The 17,704-nt window shown below is 69.5% G+C and carries 19 protein-coding genes and 3 pseudogenes; 10 read left to right on the top strand and 12 right to left on the bottom strand.

Going from position 1 to position 17,704, the window contains the following annotated elements:
* Positions 1-42: 42 nt before the first annotated feature.
* Positions 43-414, bottom strand: a complete 372-nt coding sequence (locus VGL85_RS01245) for a hypothetical protein (protein ID WP_331585173.1) — start codon at positions 412-414, stop codon at positions 43-45.
* 224 nt (positions 415-638) lie between these two features.
* Between VGL85_RS01245 and gshB the strand changes: the two genes are divergently transcribed.
* Together gshB and VGL85_RS01235 are read left to right on the top strand one after the other, a co-directional pair.
* The gene (gshB, locus tag VGL85_RS01240) at positions 639-1,586 is read left to right on the top strand and encodes a glutathione synthase (RefSeq protein WP_331585171.1); all 948 of its coding nucleotides are present in this window, start codon (positions 639-641) and stop codon (positions 1,584-1,586) included.
* Between the two features lie 173 nt (positions 1,587-1,759).
* A pseudogene (locus VGL85_RS01235) lies at positions 1,760-2,794 on the top strand (YifB family Mg chelatase-like AAA ATPase); the annotation flags it as partial.
* Here the strand turns inward: VGL85_RS01235 and VGL85_RS01230 are convergent.
* The 3 genes from VGL85_RS01230 to VGL85_RS22120 form a co-directional block, all read right to left on the bottom strand.
* Complete coding sequence (locus VGL85_RS01230) at positions 2,755-3,738, bottom strand: recombinase family protein (protein WP_331585205.1); 984 nt, start codon at positions 3,736-3,738, stop codon at positions 2,755-2,757. The pseudogene VGL85_RS01235 and the gene VGL85_RS01230 sit on opposite strands and share 40 nt — an antisense overlap.
* 543 nt (positions 3,739-4,281) lie before the next feature.
* Complete coding sequence (locus tag VGL85_RS01225; protein ID WP_331585169.1) at positions 4,282-4,593, bottom strand: DUF3761 domain-containing protein; 312 nt, start codon at positions 4,591-4,593, stop codon at positions 4,282-4,284.
* A 69-nt stretch (positions 4,594-4,662) separates the two neighbouring features.
* Positions 4,663-5,070 carry a helix-turn-helix domain-containing protein gene (locus tag VGL85_RS22120; RefSeq protein WP_414695147.1) on the bottom strand — a complete coding sequence of 136 codons (408 nt, stop codon included), beginning with the start codon at positions 5,068-5,070 and terminating at the stop codon, positions 4,663-4,665.
* Positions 5,071-5,119: 49 nt separating this feature from the next.
* On the opposite strand from VGL85_RS22120, the pseudogene VGL85_RS01220 reads away from it, so the two are divergent.
* Positions 5,120-5,641 (top strand): annotated as a pseudogene (locus VGL85_RS01220) (ATP-binding protein); the annotation flags it as partial.
* On the opposite strand, the gene VGL85_RS01215 reads toward VGL85_RS01220, so the two are convergent.
* The 4 genes and pseudogenes from VGL85_RS01215 to VGL85_RS22115 all read right to left on the bottom strand — a co-directional run.
* Positions 5,587-6,009 carry a hypothetical protein gene (locus VGL85_RS01215; RefSeq protein WP_331585167.1) on the bottom strand — a complete coding sequence of 141 codons (423 nt, stop codon included), beginning with the start codon at positions 6,007-6,009 and terminating at the stop codon, positions 5,587-5,589. The pseudogene VGL85_RS01220 and the gene VGL85_RS01215 sit on opposite strands and share 55 nt — an antisense overlap.
* A gap of 115 nt (positions 6,010-6,124) precedes the next feature.
* Entirely contained in the window at positions 6,125-6,502 is a 378-nt protein-coding gene (locus VGL85_RS01210; protein ID WP_331585165.1) for a hypothetical protein, read from the bottom strand.
* Positions 6,503-6,736: 234 nt separating this feature from the next.
* The gene (locus tag VGL85_RS01205; RefSeq protein WP_331585163.1) at positions 6,737-7,075 is read right to left on the bottom strand and encodes a hypothetical protein; all 339 of its coding nucleotides are present in this window, start codon (positions 7,073-7,075) and stop codon (positions 6,737-6,739) included.
* A gap of 154 nt (positions 7,076-7,229) precedes the next feature.
* Positions 7,230-7,424: pseudogene (locus VGL85_RS22115) on the bottom strand (response regulator transcription factor); the annotation flags it as partial.
* A 95-nt stretch (positions 7,425-7,519) separates the two neighbouring features.
* Between VGL85_RS22115 and VGL85_RS01200 the strand changes: the two are divergent.
* From VGL85_RS01200 to VGL85_RS01190, 3 genes are read left to right on the top strand one after another with little or no spacing between them, the layout of a single operon-like run.
* Positions 7,520-7,927: a helix-turn-helix transcriptional regulator gene (locus VGL85_RS01200; protein ID WP_331585161.1), complete on the top strand. Its 408-nt coding sequence runs from the start codon at positions 7,520-7,522 to the stop codon at positions 7,925-7,927.
* A 36-nt stretch (positions 7,928-7,963) separates the two neighbouring features.
* The gene (locus VGL85_RS01195; RefSeq protein ID WP_331585159.1) at positions 7,964-9,538 is read left to right on the top strand and encodes a response regulator; all 1,575 of its coding nucleotides are present in this window, start codon (positions 7,964-7,966) and stop codon (positions 9,536-9,538) included.
* A 35-nt stretch (positions 9,539-9,573) separates the two neighbouring features.
* Positions 9,574-10,920 carry an AmpG family muropeptide MFS transporter gene (locus tag VGL85_RS01190; RefSeq protein WP_331585157.1) on the top strand — a complete coding sequence of 449 codons (1,347 nt, stop codon included), beginning with the start codon at positions 9,574-9,576 and terminating at the stop codon, positions 10,918-10,920.
* Between the two features lie 9 nt (positions 10,921-10,929).
* On the opposite strand, the gene VGL85_RS01185 is transcribed toward VGL85_RS01190, so the two are convergent.
* The 3 genes from VGL85_RS01185 to rlmN form a co-directional block, all read right to left on the bottom strand.
* Positions 10,930-11,754, bottom strand: coding sequence for a serine protease (locus VGL85_RS01185; RefSeq protein ID WP_331585155.1), 825 nt, complete (start codon positions 11,752-11,754; stop codon positions 10,930-10,932).
* A gap of 19 nt (positions 11,755-11,773) precedes the next feature.
* The gene (locus VGL85_RS01180) at positions 11,774-12,202 is read right to left on the bottom strand and encodes a DUF350 domain-containing protein (RefSeq protein WP_331585153.1); all 429 of its coding nucleotides are present in this window, start codon (positions 12,200-12,202) and stop codon (positions 11,774-11,776) included.
* A 164-nt stretch (positions 12,203-12,366) separates the two neighbouring features.
* Positions 12,367-13,521 carry a 23S rRNA (adenine(2503)-C(2))-methyltransferase RlmN gene (gene rlmN / locus VGL85_RS01175; protein WP_331585151.1) on the bottom strand — a complete coding sequence of 385 codons (1,155 nt, stop codon included), beginning with the start codon at positions 13,519-13,521 and terminating at the stop codon, positions 12,367-12,369.
* Positions 13,522-13,619: 98 nt separating this feature from the next.
* Here rlmN and VGL85_RS01170 point away from each other — a divergent pair, with 98 nt between their 5' ends.
* Positions 13,620-14,426: a transporter gene (locus VGL85_RS01170; protein WP_331585149.1), complete on the top strand. Its 807-nt coding sequence runs from the start codon at positions 13,620-13,622 to the stop codon at positions 14,424-14,426.
* A 9-nt stretch (positions 14,427-14,435) separates the two neighbouring features.
* On the opposite strand, the gene VGL85_RS01165 is transcribed toward VGL85_RS01170, so the two are convergent.
* Complete coding sequence (locus VGL85_RS01165) at positions 14,436-15,083, bottom strand: YceI family protein (RefSeq protein ID WP_331585146.1); 648 nt, start codon at positions 15,081-15,083, stop codon at positions 14,436-14,438.
* A gap of 158 nt (positions 15,084-15,241) precedes the next feature.
* Between VGL85_RS01165 and VGL85_RS01160 the strand changes: the two genes are divergently transcribed.
* From VGL85_RS01160 to VGL85_RS01150, 3 genes are all read left to right on the top strand, one after another.
* Complete coding sequence (locus tag VGL85_RS01160; protein ID WP_331585144.1) at positions 15,242-16,096, top strand: winged helix-turn-helix domain-containing protein; 855 nt, start codon at positions 15,242-15,244, stop codon at positions 16,094-16,096.
* A 95-nt stretch (positions 16,097-16,191) separates the two neighbouring features.
* Positions 16,192-17,193 carry an NADPH:quinone oxidoreductase family protein gene (locus VGL85_RS01155; protein WP_331585142.1) on the top strand — a complete coding sequence of 334 codons (1,002 nt, stop codon included), beginning with the start codon at positions 16,192-16,194 and terminating at the stop codon, positions 17,191-17,193.
* Between the two features lie 118 nt (positions 17,194-17,311).
* A partial coding sequence (locus VGL85_RS01150) for an SDR family NAD(P)-dependent oxidoreductase (protein ID WP_331585140.1) occupies positions 17,312-17,704 on the top strand: 393 nt, incomplete at its 3' end.

Below are 17,704 nucleotides of genomic sequence, written 5' to 3'. Positions count from 1 at the left end.
CCAACAGCGGGAGGTGGCGCAATCGGCCGGCCGATCAGCCCGTCAACGACGCCGATCTTTTGGACCGCGCCGCTCCAGCCATTCCAGCAGCGAGCCAAGGCAGCAGACCACGAAGAACCACGCGAACAGGGTCCATCCGGGCGCGTGAAGGTCCAGGACCAGCACCACGGCCCCGATCATCACCAGCAGCCCCAGGGCTATGAGCCGCAGCAGGCGCCCCAGGAAGCCCGTCAGCGCGTCGCGAAAGGTCATCCGACGCCCATAACGCCGATCCGGCGTGGCCGCCATCCCCAGCCAGTCCTCGCCGACACCGCGACAGCGCCGAAGGCGCAATCGAACCACGGAATACACGGACGCGAGCCGGATAAGCGTGTTCGTGTGGGTTCGTGGTTCCAGATCCTGCAGGGCGCCCATCGCCGCTCGCGTCGCAAGACCGACCACGAACCCGCACGAATGCACACGAACAAGGGAAAGGCGCCCGCCGGCGCGGGCCTCCGTTCCGTGTGGTCCGTGTCTTCCGTGGTTCCCTTTAGGCCGGCCCCCCCGTTGCGCGCCTCGGACGGATGAGCACGGTCCGTCTGGCGCTTCCGGTTCGCTGGCCCTATGTGCGTGACCGAGCAGGTCGCCGGAGCCCACGCATGTCCCTCAAGGTCGCGGTGCAGATGGACCCCATCGAGCGGGTCAACATCAAGGGCGACACCACCTTCCTGATGATGGAGACCGCCCAGGCGCGGGGTCACAGCCTGTTCGTCTACACGCCCGACACGCTGGCCATGGAAGACGGCCGGGTGTTCGCCCGCGGCCGCGACGTGACGGTGCAGCGGGTGGTCGGCGATCACCACGCCGCCGGGGACCATCGCCAGGTCGACCTCAGCGACTTCGACGTGATCCTGCTGCGCCAGGACCCGCCGTTCGACATGCACTACATCGACACCACCTTCTTCCTCGAGGCGGTGCATCCGAAGACCCTGGTGGTCAACGACCCGGTCTCGGTGAGGAATGCGCCGGAGAAGCTGTTCGTCACCCGCTTTCCCGGCCTGCAGCCGCCGACCCTGATCACCGAGGACCCGGCCGCCATCGCCGACTTCCGCACCCGCCATGGCGACATCGTGCTGAAGCCGCTGAACGGCAAGGGCGGCTCGGGCGTCACCCGCCACCTGGCGGACGATCCGAACCTTGGGACGCTGCTGGAGCTGCACGCCCAGATCGTCCGCGAGCCGGTGATCGTGCAGAAGTTCCTGCCGGCCGTGACCAAGGGCGACAAGCGCATCCTGCTGGTCGACGGCGAAGCGGTGGGGGCCATCAACCGCGTGCCGCAGAAGGGCCAGATCCGCTCCAACATGGCGGTGGGCGGCACGCCGGAGCCGGTGGAACTCACCGCTCGCGACCGCGAGATCTGCGAGGCCATCGGGCCCGAGCTGAAGGCCCGCGGCCTGCTGTTCGTCGGCATCGACGTGATCGGCGACTACCTGACCGAGATCAACGTCACCTCGCCGACCGGCGCGGTGTCGCTGAAGACCTTCAGCGGGATCGACGCCACCGAGGCCCTCTGGAAGCGGATTGAAACCCTTCGCGCCACGGCCTAGGCTGTTTGTGCAAGACGTTGTTCCAAGTCACGGAAACGTCTCATCTTCCCCATAAGTTCTATTTTTGTTCTTGATCTGGGCGCAACCGCGTGGTGTGCTCTGTGGATAACTGCCGCCTGCTGCCAAATCCGCGCGGGCGGGTGGGTTTCGTCTAGGGGTTCGCGGGGGACGGCATGGCCGCGCGCATCGTCACGGTGGCGTTCGAAGGCGTCGAGGCGCGCCGGGTGGACGTGGAGGTGCAGCTCACCGGCGGCGAGCAGCACTTCATCCTCGTGGGCCTGGGCGACAAGGCGGTGGCGGAAAGCCGCGAGCGGGTGCGGGCGGCCTTCGCCGGCATCGGCCTGGCCATGCCTCGCCGGCGGATCGTCGCCAACCTGGCGCCCGCCGACCTGCCGAAGAGCGGCAGCCACTACGACCTGCCGATCGCGCTGGCGGTGATGGCGGCGATGGGCGTGGTCCCGCCGGACGCGCTCGGCGACTGGGCGGCGATCGGCGAGCTTTCGCTTGACGGCCGCATCGTGCAGGTGGCCGGCGCGCTCCCGGCCTCGGTGGCGGCCGGCGGCATGGGCCTGGGGCTGATCTGCCCGGAGGCCTGCGGACCGGAGGCGGCCTGGGCCGGCGGGACGCGGGTGCTGGCCGCGCCTTCGCTGATCGCGCTGGTCAACCACTTCCGCGGGACCCAGGTGCTGGGCGAGCCCAAGCCCGGCCCCATGCGCGAACCCGAGCGGCAACCCGACCTGCGCGAGGTGAAGGGCCAGGAGAACGCCAAGCGGGCGCTGGAGATCGCCGCGGCCGGCGGCCACAACCTGGCCTTCGTGGGCCCGCCGGGCTCCGGCAAGTCGATGATGGCCGCCCGCCTGCCCGGCCTGTTGCCGCCGCTCACGCCCTCCGAACTGCTCGAAACCTCGATGATCCACTCGGTGGCCGGCCTGATCGCCAAGGGCGAGCTGACCCCGGCGCGGCCGTTCCGCACGCCGCACCATTCGGCCAGCATGGCGGCGCTGACCGGCGGCGGCCTGAAGGCCAAGCCCGGCGAGGTCAGCCTGGCGCACAACGGGGTGCTGTTCCTCGACGAGCTGCCGGAGTTCAGCGCCCAGGCGCTGGACAGCCTGCGCCAGCCGCTGGAGACCGGTGAGGTGGTGGTGGCCCGCGCCAACGCCCACATCCGCTATCCAGCCCGCTTCCAGCTGGTGGCCGCGATGAACCCCTGAGCGTGCGTTGCCTTTCCAGCAGGTATTGCCGAAGGCGTATAGAGCAGGGTGATATCGACTTCGCCTTTGCCGATCACGACGCGGTCGGTGATCGTTTCGATGATCTGCCGTTTCTCCGGAAACGGCAGGGAGCCCCACCGGCTCGCAAGGTCTCGGGCGTCCGATAGGGCCGCTTCGCGCGAGACGATTCCGATCTTGAGGAAGTCCAATTCCGCTTCGAGGCGCGGCAGCTCGTCCTCAAGCTGGCTGCGCCGCTCCACAACCGGCCGGTGTGCGCGGGCGAACTCTTCCTTGGTGATGCCATCCGCCATGTAGAGGGCATAGAGCTTGTCGCTCTCGCCAGAGGCCTTCTTCAGGTCCGCCTCGACGCTCTGAACGAGCGCCTCCTTCTCCCGCACTGCCTCGCTCGCGGCTTGCGCGTGCGCAGCGATCTCCGAAGGAGACAGCAGGAACTGCGAGAGCTGCGCACGGAAGACCTCTTCGAGATCGTCGACCGGGATTTTGTTCCGGCAGGCCGAGCAGATGTATTTGGGCGAGTTGGCCCAGACGTACATTTTCTGGCCGCATGCGCAGTACGCGAAGCCGGCGAAGAGGTGCACTGCCCCGCGGCCCGGCGCGATCTGCTTTTGACGGCTCGCGCAGCGGTCCCACAGCTCATCGCTGATGATCGCGGGCACCGACTGGTACACCCACTCGCTCTCCGGCTTGTGCACCCAGGCGCCCTTGCGATCGTCGGTGCGGGTGTAGTTCACGCGGTGGACGCCCTTGGCCGTGGGGTCTTCCAGGAGCCGCGCGATGGTGGTGTCGGTGAACGCTGCACCCCTGCGGGTCCGGTAGCCGCGCTCGTTGAGGATGCGGGCGACGCGCTTGATCTTCCCATGCTCGGCGAACAGTTCATGGACCAGCACGCGAACGGGCGCCTCGTCGGGGTCGGGGATCATCTGCAAGGCCTTGCTGAGTGCATGAGTGTCGTGATGGCGGCGCGTCGTCTCAGGGTCAGTTTCGGGGAACACGACCACGCTCGGTCGAAAGTGCCCGAGTACCTTGTCCAAGCGCCGCACACACCGCTCAGTCTGATGCCGGTACTCGGTAACTCGGCGGTGGGCGAGGTGCTCAAGAGGTCCCGCGAAGACGGCCCAACCGAAGCCATGCGGGGTTGGATAGATGGCGCACATGCCGGCCAGCACATCGGCGCTCGGATAGTGCGACTTCAGCACGAAACTGAGGAAGTTGGCCTTCTGGCTGGACCGTTCCCGGTCGCTCGTGAGGACTTCCATCAGGAAGTTCGCCAACACCACCTGATCGCCGATGGCGCGTCGGTATGCGCGGCCGAACCAGAACGCGAGAAGCGCCGCGACGACGGCGAGGGCAGCCCAAACTACCGTTGCCATGACTAACCTCCACCACTCGGCCTTAGCAGCGTAGCAATAGTTGGCTAACGGGCGGTTCGTTCCGCCCTCAAATGCCCAGGTACGACTTGTGGCTCAGTGCATCCACGTTGAGACGCCGCCGTGGTGCGAACAGGTTCCTTGGTGGTGTTCGCTGAAGCTATAGGAGCCATCGCCGCAGCGCGCCGACGCGCCGTGCGGGGCCGAGCGTGCATGGACGGGCCGATGAACGCGGTGGCCGCTGACGTTCGTGTAGTAGTGGCTGCTGCTGTGCCCGTACGATCCGGAACTGCTGTGGCTGTGCGAACTGCTCGAATGGGTGCCGCTCGAATGGCTACCGCGCGCGTCCGCTACACCAAAACCGGCGAGCGCCACCAGCACAAGCGCCATCATCGTCTTGATCCGCATGATCCCTCCCGATCTCAAGCGTTGCCACAGCACGCGCTCGCGCGCGGGTTGCGTCAAGGCAAAGCTCGCCTAGCGAATTTGGCCGGGGAACCGCGTGACGGTAGGAAGGCCGAGGAACGCATCGATCATTGGCAGTGTGCGGCTGGTCGGCTTCCACTCGCCCTTTTCCCACCGGCCCCATGTACCTTCATCCACGCCCATGGCCGCCGCAGCGGCGCAAATCGCTAGGCCTCGGCGGCGACGCTCCGCGATCAGGGCCTCCGCGAGCGTCCGGGGTTCGGGCCAGGGCTCATATCCCAGGAAGCGGATGATCGCGGGGTAGTGCTCAACGGATGGCTTCCGGCCCTTCCGCTCCCAGCCAATCACCGACCACTCGTTCGCGCCCAACCGCTCTGCTACCTGAACTTGCTTCAGGCCCAGCTCGTGACGCCTGCGGCGCAGGTGCGCGCCGAGATCGTCCCGCCGGTCCCGCGCCAGTTCGGGCTTTTCGGCCGAAAGCTGCAGGGGAACACCGGGGAGTAAAAAAGCAACGCACGCATGCCGCTGCGGCCTGGGCGGGCCGGGCCGCGGCGCATGCGGGCGCGCGCCGCGCTGCCAGAGCGACTATCAGGGCCGCATCTCCGGCCCCTTAATGGACCGCATCGACCTGCAGGTGGAGGTCCCGCCGGTCACCGCCGCGGACCTGGCCCTGCCGCCGCCGGCCGAGGGCACCGCCGAGGCCGCCGCCCGGGTCACGGAAGCCCGAGGCGTCCAGGCGGAGCGCGCCGCTTCGGCGGGTGACGGCGCCGAGGCGCTCAACGCCCGCGCCGAGGGCGAATGGCTGGATACCATCTGCGGCCTCGACGAGCCGGCCCGGGCCCTGCTCACCCGCGCCGCCGAGCAGGGCGGCCTCACCGCCCGCGGCTGGACGCGGACCCTGCGGCTCGCCCGCACCATCGCCGATCTGGAAGGCTCGGACGCGGTGCGCCGCGTCCACGTGGCCGAAGCCCTGATCTACCGCCGCGTCGCGCCGGGCGTTGCAGTCGGCGGCGCGCTCGTCGCGAGCTGACGGTTACGCCGCCAGTTGTTGAAGGTCCCGACCCCGATGGCGAACAACACCCACTGGGTCCAGATCACTTGGGCCGTCGCGTAGGCCCAGGCCCGAACCCCCGGATCGACGACCCGGGCGATATGGGTGACGACGCAGAGGAGCTGGAACGCCGCCGCGAACAGCGGCCAGAACTTGGGAGTCCGCAGCGCGATCGCGACGAGAAGGATCAGCAGCCCGAGATCCGAACCGAAGGCGCCCCACTGCGTGCCAGCCCATTTGGGGTCCCGCAGCATGACGGTGACCAGGACGCTCAGCAGGACGCCGCCCGCCGCGGTCTGCTCTTCGCGGCTACCCTTCCAGAGCGCGCCGCCGCAGATGACGATCATGATCGCCAATCCAGCCCAGGGTGGCAGGGCGAAGTGTTGCGATTGCAAAAGCAAAGACCCCCGGCGAAGGCCGAGGGTCCAACTTGCCAGACCGCTTGATCAAGCGGAATGAAATTTAGGCGGCGCGCACGGCCCGAAGAGCCCGGCGAGTGGGTTGCTCGCGCGCCTCATCCGCCGACATCGACGGCGGTTTGCCGGTGCCGCCCGGGTCGCTCATCGTCACCGCGCCCAGGCCGATCTGGGTCTGGACGACGGAGAGTTCCTTGTGGGTCTCGACGATGGCGCGGCGCGCCTCGGCGAGGGCGGCGATGGCCTGGCTGGCGCGCTCCAGGGCGTCCTGGCCGATCAGCGCCGAGGCGCCGACCTGCTTGCGCAGGGCCGGCATGGCGCCGGTGAGGGCGGCGGTCTTGGAGATGGCCTCGTCGATGGCGGTTTCGGCTTCGAACAGGGCGCCGGCGACTTGTTCGGCGACCATACGGCGTTGCTTGAGCATGAGCTGTCTCCTGCGTCCGCCAGCAATGGCGTGCGCCTCGGTGTCTAAGGGAGCTATGGTTTCGGTTCCGTTCAGACCGGACGAAAAAGTCTGGCCGGACGAAAAATCTGGAACAGGCTTGGGATCAGATCCGGCCGAGGTCTTCCAGGGCGTGGAGCCCTGCAAGCATGCCCCCGAAAGCCAGGACGGTGATCACGGCGATGCCGACGATCAACGCCAACCGGACCGGGATACTCAGATCATTTCGTTCGAACCAGCCTCGGGCTCGCCCTTGAAGTTCTCGTCGAGCAGCACCCAGGTCATGCAGAGGATCTCCCGCAGGACCATCTCCGGGGGTTTGAACGCCGCCAGCTTCCGAGCGCCAGACACCAGGTGCGTGGCCATCTTGGCTTGCGCCGGGGTCGCCGCCAGATCGGCCAACTGCCGCTCCAGCTGCGCCCAGGTGAAGGTCGGGAGGGTTTCCTCCCGGGCCGCCGGGGTCGGCCAGCGGGCCTCGAAGTCGTCGATCTCCCGGCGAAGGCGCAACGCCTTGCCGATCACCGCGCGGTTGTCGAAGTTCTGCCAGTCGCCCATGGGCCATCCCCTCTGTTGCCGGCCCATCCGGCCAGAGGTTAACGGCGGCGTCTGTCCTGATCGCGTCCTGTCCTGATCCGGTCAGGACATGGTTAACGGCGGCGCTCCCGCCCCCTTGCAGCCCGTCCGCGTCGAGCTGCCGGGCCATGCGGGCGGCGGCGTAGCGGTCCTCGACGCCCAGCTTTCGCCGCGCGCGGTCGCAGTAGGTGTCGACCGAAGTCTTCGACATCCCCAGTTCGCGGGCGATCTGCTTGGACGAGAGATGCTGGTCGACCAGGCGCAGGCATTCACGCTCACGCGGCGTGAGCAGCCCGATAGCGTCTTCAAATGTCGCATCGCGCGTCGGCATCAGGCCCACAGTAAACGATGACTTGCGGCGTCCGTCTACTTTGACACGAGGTTATGTGATCGATCGGCTACACTAGGCCGCACCGGAGGCGCCGAATGGACACACCAGACCCAGGCGGGCATGACCCAGGCCGGTCCGTGCAGACCGAGCTGTTCATCGGCGCGCGGCTGCGCACGCGGCGCCGTCAGCTCGGCCTTTCGCAGAGCGACCTGGCCGAGCGGCTGGGGGTGTCCTTCCAGCAGGTCCAGAAGTACGAGCGCGGGGCGAATCGTGTCGCCGCCTCCACCCTGCTGGTCGCCGCACAGGTGCTGAACACCTCCATCGCCTGGCTGGTGGGCGAGGAAGCCTCCGGGCGCGAGGACGACGAAGACGTGTTCCGCGCGCTGTCGCGGCCCGGGGCGCTGGAGATGCTGCAGGCGTTCAACGCCATCCCCGACCCTCGCGCCCGCGCCGCCCTGCTGTCCCTGGCTCGCGAGATGGTTGCATCAAGCGGCGCCGTTTGACGGGCCGTTAAGGCGTTGGCGGCTATCTGGGGCGCCATGCGGAGACCGCCGCCCCTTATTGCGCCGAAGCCCACGAAGCGTCGGCCCCGGCCGCTGGCCGAGCGCCGGCCGCGCCGCGCGCAGATCAGCGCCGAGCAGCTCGCCTCGCTGAGTCACGAGTTCCGCACGCCCCTGAACGGCGTGCTGGGCATGTCGCGCCTGCTGGAAGGCACCCGGCTCACCGCCGAGCAGCGCGCCTATGCCGCGGCGATCCGCGACTCGGGCGAGCACCTGCTCACCCTGGTCAACGACGTGCTCGATTTCGCCAAGCTGGGCGCCGGCAAGGTGGACCTGCACCTCACCGACGTCGATGTCGAAGGCCTGCTGCGCGGCGTCTGCGAGCTCCTTTCGCCCAGGGCGCGGGAAAAGGGCGTCGAGATCGCCTGGTCCGCGCCGGCCGGCATCGGCCTAGTGCGCGCCGACGAGGGCCGCCTGCGCCAGGTGCTGCTCAATTTCGCCGGCAACGCCGTGAAATTCACCGAGGCCGGCGGGGTGCTGATCGCCGCCCGCCGCACCGAGGGCGGCGCCCTGCGCTTCGCCGTCGACGACACCGGCCCCGGCGTCTCGGCCGACCAGCAGGAACGCATCTTCGAAGCCTTCGCCCAGGCCGATCCGGCCCACGCCCACATGGGCGGCGCGGGGCTCGGCCTGGCCATCGCCCGGCGCCTGGCGCTGGCCATGGACGGCGAGGTCGGCGTCGAGGACCGCCCGGGCGGCGGCGCGCGCTTCTGGCTGGAGGCTGGGTTCCGGCCGGCCGGCGAGGCGGCGGCCGCGGCCGACCTTGGCGGCCGCAAGGTGGGGATCATCTCGCCCAATCCCATCGTCCGCGAGGCCGCGGCCCAGCAGATCGAGGCCTGCGGCGGCGCGCCCGTCGTCGCGGCCGACCTCGACGACCTGATGGCGCACACGCGGTTCGGCGACGTGATCCTGGTGGACCATGCGCTGGCGCCGGGCGCGCGCCTGCTGCGCCGCCCGCCGGAGCGCCGCTCCATCATCCTGCTTTCGCCTGAGGAACGGGCGCTGATCGGGCGCTATCGCCGCGCGGGCTTCGCCGGCTACCTGATCAAGCCGCTGCGCCGCGCCTCGCTGGCCGAGCGGGTGCTGATCGCCGCCGGCGCCGACCAGGACGTGGCCGCCGGCCCGGAGGACGAGCGCATCGCCACCGCCGCGGCCCCGGGCAAGCGGGTGCTGCTGGTCGAGGACAATCCGATCAACGCGCTACTGGCCCGCGCCCTGCTGACCCGCGAAGGCTGCGCCATCGACCACGCCAGCGGCGGCGAGGAGGCCCTGGCGGCCGTGAAGGTCGGCGCCTACGACCTGATCCTGATGGACATGCGCATGCCGGGCATGACCGGCGTGGAAGCCGCCCGCGCGTTGCGCGCCATGGGGGTCGAGACCCCGATCGTTGCGCTCACCGCCAACGCCTTCGAGGACGACCGCCACGCCTGCCTGGCGGCCGGGATGAACGACTTCCTGGTCAAGCCGATGTCGCCGGACGCGCTGCGCGCCACCCTCACCCGCTGGACTGGTGTCGGCTGGACGGAGACCCTGCGGCGCGCCAAGGTCGGCTGAGTCGGGAGCGCGCGCTCCCATCGGGGAGGCCGCGCATGACCACCGCCGCCGGGAGCCATCCGCCCCGCAAGAAGCGCACGGCCATGGATGTGCTGCGCGAGCTGCGCCGGCCCAAGGTGGCGGTGATGCTGGCGCTGGGCTTCGCCTCCGGCCTGCCGTTCCTGCTCACCCAGAACACCCTCGGCTACTGGCTGCGCGACGAGGGGACCAGCCTGAAGCTGATCGGCTTCGCCTCCTGGGCAGGCCTCGCCTATGTGCTGAAGCCGCTGTGGTCGCCGGTCGTCGACCGCGTGGACGTGCCCCTGCTGGGGCGGCTCGGGCGGCGGCGGGGCTGGATGCTGCTCGCCCAGCTCATCGTCGCCGCGGGCCTGGTCGCCATGGCCTTGACGGGGCCCACAGCGGGGCTGGCGACGATTGTCACCTTCGCCGTGATCGTGGCCTTCGCCTCGGCCACCCAGGACATCGTCATCGACGCCTGGCGGATCGAGGCGTCGGACGGACCTGACGAGATCGGCCTGCTCACCGCGGCCGCCAATATCGGCTATCGCGTCGCGATCATCATCGCCGACGCCGCCATCATCGCCGGCGCCCAGCACTTCGGATGGCCGCCTTCCTACATCGCCATGGCGGCGCTCATGGGGATCGGCGTCGCCGCAAGCCTGCTCGCCTTCGAGCCAGCCCGCGCCGAGGCGGTGATGCAGGCCAAGGCGCCGCTGTGGACTCCGCGCGGATTCGTCGATGCCGTGGTGGGCCCGTTCGTGGACTTCTTCGCCACCCACAAGGGCCTGGGCCTCTTGATGCTGGTGGCCATCGCCGCCTACCGCCTGCCCGACTTCCTGATGGGGCCGATGTACAACCCCTTCTATCACGACCTGGGGTTCTCGAAGGACGCCGTGGCGGCTGTGCGGTTCCCGACCGGCCTGTTCGGGGCCTTCGTCGGCACCGCCGCCTCGGGCCTGTTCGCGGTGCGCTTCGGCTTGTTCCGGACGCTGATCACCGGCTCGGTCCTGCAGGGCCTGGGCACCGCCTCCTTCGCCTTGCTGACCATCAACCATGACCTTGCCCTGTTCACCGGGGTCATGGCCCTGGACCAGTTCGCGCAGTCCTTCGCGGGCGTGGCGCTGATCGCCTACATGTCGAGCCTTACGGGCCTGGGCTACACCGCCACCCAATACGCGCTGCTGTCCTCGACCTACGCCTTCCTTGGCAAGTTCCTGAAGGGCTTCTCGGGCCAGGTGGTCGACGGGCTGTCGCACAGCCAAGGCCTGATGGGCGCCTACGCCACCGCCTGGATCGGCACGGGGCTCACCGCAATCCCGCCGATCCTGCTGGTCCTGCTGCTGGCGCGGCGCGACGCCCGGGCGAAGGCCGCCCCCGCCTGATCCGCCACGCTAGGTCGTCAGGCACACCACCTGCGCCACGCGCAGGTTGCGGCGCAGGTCGTCGGCGACGCGGCCGTAGTTGTCGGCATTGACCGCCTCGCCCGCCGCGCCGGCCGCCAGCCCCGCCTCGGCGGCCAGCGCGCGCGCCGTGGTCTCCGGCGCGGTGGTGTAGATCCGGCCCCGGCGCGGGGCCTCGGCGATGGTCACGCCCAACACCCGGCCCTGATCGTCCAGCGCAGGGGCGCCGGAGAGGCCGCCCAGGGTCCCCTTCAGGCCGTCGGTGCGGCCGGTCTCGGCCCAGACCAGCACCGGCTCGGTGCGCGCGCCACGGCCCTGGACCACGAGGTTCTCGCGGCCCAGCAGGCGCGAGCTCGCCTCGCCCGGCTTGCCCTGCGGGAAGCCCATGTGGAAGGCCCGCTCGCCGCGACGCAGCCGCAGGCCCAGCGCCAGCGGCAGGGGCGGCGCCCCGCCGTCAGTGGTCAGGATCGCGGTCTCGGCCTGCGGGTCGATCTTGACGTTGGCCGCCACCCCGCGGCCCGGCCCCACGACGATCGCCGCCTGGGCGCAGCCCTCCACCACGTGGCGCGCGGTCACCCAGACCCCGGACTGGGCCACCGAGAAGGCGGTGCCGGCGCCCGGCTCGACCTTGTCGGCGACCTGCACCACCACCGCCGGATCGAAGGGCGAGGCGGCGGCCAGCACCGCGCCCTCGGCCTCGGTGGTGGGCGGGGCCGGCGGCGCATCGGTGCGTTCCTGCCGCCCGATCGCGGCGATCAGCAACGCCACCACCACGGCGGCGTAGATCAACCAGTCGGGTAAGCGTGGAAAGTGCATGGCGGCCGCAGTTCGATCCTCAACCGGAGACCGCCGCGGCCAGGATCAGCGCGGTGGCGACCTTGGCCCCGACCAGCATGGCCGCTGCGGCCATCTCGCCGTCCTGGATACGCCGGGGCAGGCCGTGCAGGATGAAATCCACCAGCCGGAAGACCAGCAGCTGCACCAGGGTGATCGCCACGCCCCACAGCGTCAGGTCCACCAGACCCGTCGACGCCTTGAGCGATATGGCCAGCGGTATGGCCAGGCCCACCAGCACGCCGGAGAGCGACACCGCCGCGGCGGTATTGCCCTCGCGGATCAGGGTGATCTCCTTGTGCGGGGTCAAAAGGACGTAGAGCGCCGCGGCGGCGAACAGTATGGCCACCGTCACGCCGGCGTGCAGCAGGGTGATCGGGAAGCCCGCGGCGAAGGCCTGGATCTCGGGCGACTGCAGGGTGGTCGGCATGGGCAGGACCGCTCCGTGGATGCGCGACCTCGATAGCATGCGCCGCAGCGCCAACCATCAATCGTCATGGCCGGGCCTGTCCCGGCCACCCATACGCACGAGCGCCGCAGGACAGCGTGCGAAGGTGGTGCTCATGGGTCCCCGGCACAGGGCGGGGGTGACGACTATGAATTGGTGAGCTTGCGCCGGGCGCTGGCCCGCAGCTTCTCGCTCTCGCTCTTCAGCTGGCCGCAGGCGGCCAGGATGTCGCGGCCGCGCGGCGTGCGGATCGGGCTCGCATAGCCGCCGCGGTTCAGGATCGCGGCGAAGGCCTCGATGGTCTTCCAGTCCGAGCACACATAGGGGCTGCCCGGCCAGGGATTGAAGGGGATCAGGTTGATCTTGGCCGGGATGCCCTTGAGCAGCTGCACCAGGGCCTTCGCCTCGGCCGGGCTGTCGTTGACGCCCTTCAGCATGACGTACTCGAAGGTCACCCGCTTGGTGTTGGCCAGGCCCGGATAGGCGCGGATGCCGGCCATCAGCTCGGCGATCGGGTATTTCTTGTTGAGCGGGACCAGCGTCTCGCGCAACGCGTCGTTGGTGGCGTGCAGCGAAATCGCCAGCATCGCCTGGGTGCGTTCGCCCAGCGCCTTTAGCTCCGGGACCACGCCCGAGGTCGACACCGTGATCCGCCGGCGCGAGATGGCGATGCCCTCGCCGTCGGCGATGATGTCGATGGCGGCGGCGACGTTGTCCAGATTGTAGAGCGGCTCGCCCATGCCCATGAAGACGATGTTGGAGAGCCGCCGGTCCTCCTTCGGCGAGGGCCATTCGGAGAGGTCGTCGCGCGCCACCTGCACCTGGGCCACGATCTCGGCGGCGGTCAGGTTGCGCACCAGGGCCTGGGTGCCGGTATGGCAGAAGGTGCAGTTCAGCGTGCAGCCCACCTGGGACGACACGCAGAGCGCGCCCGAGCGGCCGACGTCGGGGATGTAGACGGTCTCGATCTCGATGCCGGGCGCGGTGCGGATCAGCCACTTGCGGGTGCCGTCGCGGCTGACCTGCCGCTCCACGATCTCCGGCCGGGCCAGGCTGAAGGCGTCGGCGAGGCTCGCGCGCATCTCCTTGGCCACGTCGGTCATGGCGGTGAAGTCGGTGACGCCATAGTGATGGATCCAGCGCCAGAGCTGGCTGGCCCGCATCTTCGCCTTCTCGGGCCGCACCACGTCGGCCTCGACCAGCGCCTGGGCGAGCTCGGCCCGCGTCAGGCCGCATAGATTGGGCTTGGCGGGCGCAAGAGGCGTCGAAGCGCCGCGCGAAAGGTCGAGGGTCACGCCCAAGGCAGGGTCATCCGGTTGGAGAGCGCGGAATATAGGCGCTCGGCGCGAATTCCCACAATTTACCGTGTCGCAACCGGTGATCGCCTAAAGCCCAGCTCATGCGCCTGACCCTGCTCTCCCTCCCGATCCTGATCGCCGCCTTCCTGGCCGCGGCCTTCGCCACCCCCAGCGCGGCCCGGGCCGACGACCTGCGCCCGTTCTGCGCCGACCGGCCGGGCAAGGCGACGCCGCCCTGCATCCTCGACGAGGGCCACCTTCAGGTCGAGACCGCGTTGGCCGACGCGGTCTTCCTCCACGCGCCGGGCCAGCACGAGGACGTCACCGCCTATGGCGCCACCGAACTGCGGGCGGGCCTGACCTCGCGCCTGGAAGTCGAGGCTGCCTGGGCGCCGCTGATCGTCGACCGCGTCCGCGGCTCAGGCTCGGTGACCGGCTCCGGCGACGCCACCTTCGGCCTGCGCTATTCGCTGACCGACCCCGCCAAGGACGGGCCGCAGGTCTCCCTGCAGCCCTACGTCAACGCGCCCACCGCCACCCACGGCCTGGGCCAGGGCGGCTGGACCGGCGGCTTCCGCACGCCGGTGTCGGCCCCGCTGCCGGCCGGCTTCTCGCTGGGCTTCACGCCGCAGGTCGACATCTTCCGCAACGACGACGGCAAGGGGACCCATGCGGCCGAGAGCGCGACGGTCTCGATCAGCCGCGGCTTCGGCGACACCACCCTGGGCGCCGAGCTCTGGGGCCAGAACGACGGCGCGCCCGGCCATGTGACCAAGCAGGCGACCTTCGACCTCTTCGCCGCCCAGCTGTTCGGCAAGAACAGCCAGCTCGACGGCGGGGTGAACCTCGGCCTGAACCACGACACGCCGACGGCGGAAGTCTACGTCGGGATCTCGCACCGCTTCTGAGGCGGGCGCCTAACCCGCCTTGCCGGGGGCCTTCTGTTCGAACGCGGCGCTGATGGTGATGGTGGTGTCGTCGCTGACGATCGGCACATATTTGCCCAGGCCGAATTCCGAGCGCTTGACCACGCCCTCGGCCTTGAAGCCCAGGGTCAGCACCTTCGAAAAGCTGTTCGGCCCGGCGTTGTTGAAGGTGACGTTGAACGTCACCGGGCGGGTCACGCCATGGACCGTCAGGTCGCCGGTCATCTTGGCGGTGCGCGGGCCCGTGCGTGTCACGCCCGTCGAGACGAAGTGGATCGTCCGGAACTTCCCGAAGTCGAAGAACTCGCTGGAGATGAATTCGGCGTTGAGCTCCTTGTTGGTGGTCTCCAGGCTCAGCACCGGGACCTTGATGTCCACCTTGGTGGCGGCGAGGTTCTTGGGGTCGATGGTCAGCGTCCCGCTGGCGTTCGGGAAGGTGCCCCAGAACTCGGTCAGGCCCATGTGGATGGTGGTGTAGCGGACCAGCGCCTCCTTGCTGTCCAGCACATAGGTCCCGGCCGGGACCTGATCCGGATCCACGAAGGGGCCCGGCTGCGGATCCGCGGCGGGCTTTGGGGTCTGGGCCAGGGCCGGCCCGGCGATGGCGAGCAGGGCGGCGATCAGGAGGGCGGGTTTCATGCGGCGGGGAGTCCTGTGGCGGAGATGCGTCGCCCGGCCTAGCTTGGCCCGGACTGAAGGGTCCTGAGCGGTTTCCTGAAAAGCTCTGAAGACTTCTGAAGCGCCGCTTCCCAGCCGGGCGGCGGCAAGGGACAACCGGTCCGGATGGCGACTCCGAGATGATCCCAGGCGGCGAGCTCCGCATCGGCGACTGGCGCGTCGACCCGACGGCGGGGCTGATCTCACGTGGCGATCAGGTGGAGCGCCTGGAGGCGAGGACCCTGCGCCTGCTGCTGGACCTCGCCGGGCACGCCGGCGAGACCGTCAGCATCGACGACCTCCTGGATCGCGTCTGGGCCGGGGTGATCGTGACCCCGGATTCCGTCTACCAGGCGGTGGCGACGCTGCGCCGCCTGCTGGGCGACGATCCCCAGCGGCCCCGCTACATCGCCACCGTGCCGCGCCTCGGCTACCGGCTGGTGGCGAAGGTCGAGCCGTGGGCCGATGAGGATGCGGACGCCGTCGCCGAACGTTCGAAGCCGCGGATGCCGTTGCGGTTTGTCCTACTGATCCTGGCGTTGGCGAGCCTCGCGGCCGTCGTCGCATACTGCAATGGCCGCGCTGTCAGCCAGCGCCCCGCCGCGACCTCGGTCGGCGTCCTCGTCTTCCTCGACATGACCGCCAGCATGGACAACACGGTGATGGTCGAGGACTTCACCGAGCGGCTGGCGACGCGGCTGGGCCAGGACCCGCACCTGCGCACGCCCGGCTTCCGCGCGGCCCTGGCGCTCCGGGGGCGCCGCCTGCGGCCGGCTGAGGCGGCGAAGGTCCTGGGCGTCGACTATGTGGTGGACGGCAGCGTCCATTCGCAGGGTCAGGGCTTCCGCCTCACCGCCAACCTGATCCGCGCCGACAACGGCTTCATCGTCTGGAGCCACGGTTACGACGAGACGGCCCAGGGCATGCTCACGGCTCAGGATGCGGTGGCCGGCGACCTCCAGAAAGCCCTCGCGGCCCAGCGCCTGGCGAAGTGAGGCCGGGGAACGGACTTCAAACATCCGTTCGGCTGGGCTAGCGTCCGCGCGACTCGAAAAAGCCAACCCAGAAGAGACCGGCCGGGAGAGCGGACATGAAGGCGCTGTTGAGCAAGGCCGTGGGCGGCCCGGAGACCCTGGTCCTGGAGGACGTGCCGAGCCCTGAGGCCAAGCCCGGCCACGCGGTGGTCGCGGTCAAGGCGATCGGCGTCAACTTCCCCGACGTGCTGATCATCGAGGACAAATACCAGTTCAAGCCCGAACGCCCCTTCGCGCCGGGCGGCGAGCTTTCCGGCGTGGTCAAGGCGGTGGGCGACGGCGTGACCAATGTGAAGCCCGGCGACCGCATCCTGGCCAACACCGGCTGGGGCGCCATGGCCGAGGAGGTGCTGCTGCCCGCCAGCCGGCTGTGGAAGATCCCGGACTCCATGCCGCACGATGACGCCGCGGCCTTCATCCTGACCTACGGCACCACCTGGCATGCACTCACCGATCGCGGCCACGTGAAGCCCGGCGAGACCCTGCTGGTGCTGGGCGCCGCCGGCGGCGTGGGCCTCTCGGCCGTGGAACTCGGCAAGGCCATGGGCGCCAAGGTGATCGCCGCCTGCTCGACCCAGGAGAAGGTCGACCTGGCCATCAAGCACGGCGCAGACAGCGGCGTGGTCTATGGCCGAGGCCCCTTCGACAAGGACGGTCAGAAGGCGCTGGGCGCGCTGTTCAAGGACGCCGCCGGGCCGAACGGCTTCGACGTGATCTATGACGCGGTCGGCGGCGACTATGCCGAGCCCGCCCTGCGCGCCATCGCCTGGGAGGGCCGCTACCTGGTGATCGGCTTCGCGGCCGGCGAGATTCCGCGCATCCCGCTCAACCTCGCCCTGCTGAAGGGCTGTGACATCGTGGGCGTCTTCTGGGGCTCCTGGACCGCCAAGAACCCAGCCGCCTTCGCCAAGAGCATCGACGACCTGCTGGCCCTCTACGCCCAAGGCAAGATCAAGCCGCATGTCTCCGAACGATTCCCGCTGGAGCGCGGCGCGGCCGCCATCGCCCACCTCGGCAGCCGCCAGGCCATGGGCAAGGTGGTGATCACCGTCGACTAGGCGCGCTGGGCCGCTCGGCGGAATTGCTTTCCCTTTACGTAAGGTGATGCTTTTTCGTCGGATCCTGAGGGGCTAAAGCCCTGGACCAAGCCAACACCAGGCCGGGAGCGCCACGCCCATGAAACTCTCCTCCTCCGTCGCCGCCGTCGTCACCGGCGGGGCTTCCGGCCTCGGCGAGGCCACCGTCCGCGCGCTCGCCAAGGAAGGCGTCAAGGTCGCGATCTTCGACATGAACGAGGAAAAGGGCGAGGCGGTCGCCAAGGATGTCGGCGGCGTCTTCTGCAAGTGCAACGTGACGTCGGAAGAGGAGGTCGACGCGGCCTTCGCCAAGGCCCGCGCCGCCCACGGCCAGGAGCGGATCCTGGTCAACTGCGCCGGCACCGGCAACGCCGCCAAGACCGCCAGCCGCGACAAGCAGACCGGCGAGACCAAGCACTTCCCGCTCGACGCCTTCAACCTGATCATCCAGATCAACCTGGTCGGCACCTTCCGCTGCATCGCCAAGTCGGCG

Source organism: Phenylobacterium sp., from assembly GCF_036501465.1.
GTDB lineage: Bacteria > Pseudomonadota > Alphaproteobacteria > Caulobacterales > Caulobacteraceae > Phenylobacterium.
Note: the sequence above shows the minus strand (reverse complement) of the source record. Positions and strands in the feature narration are given on the sequence as shown.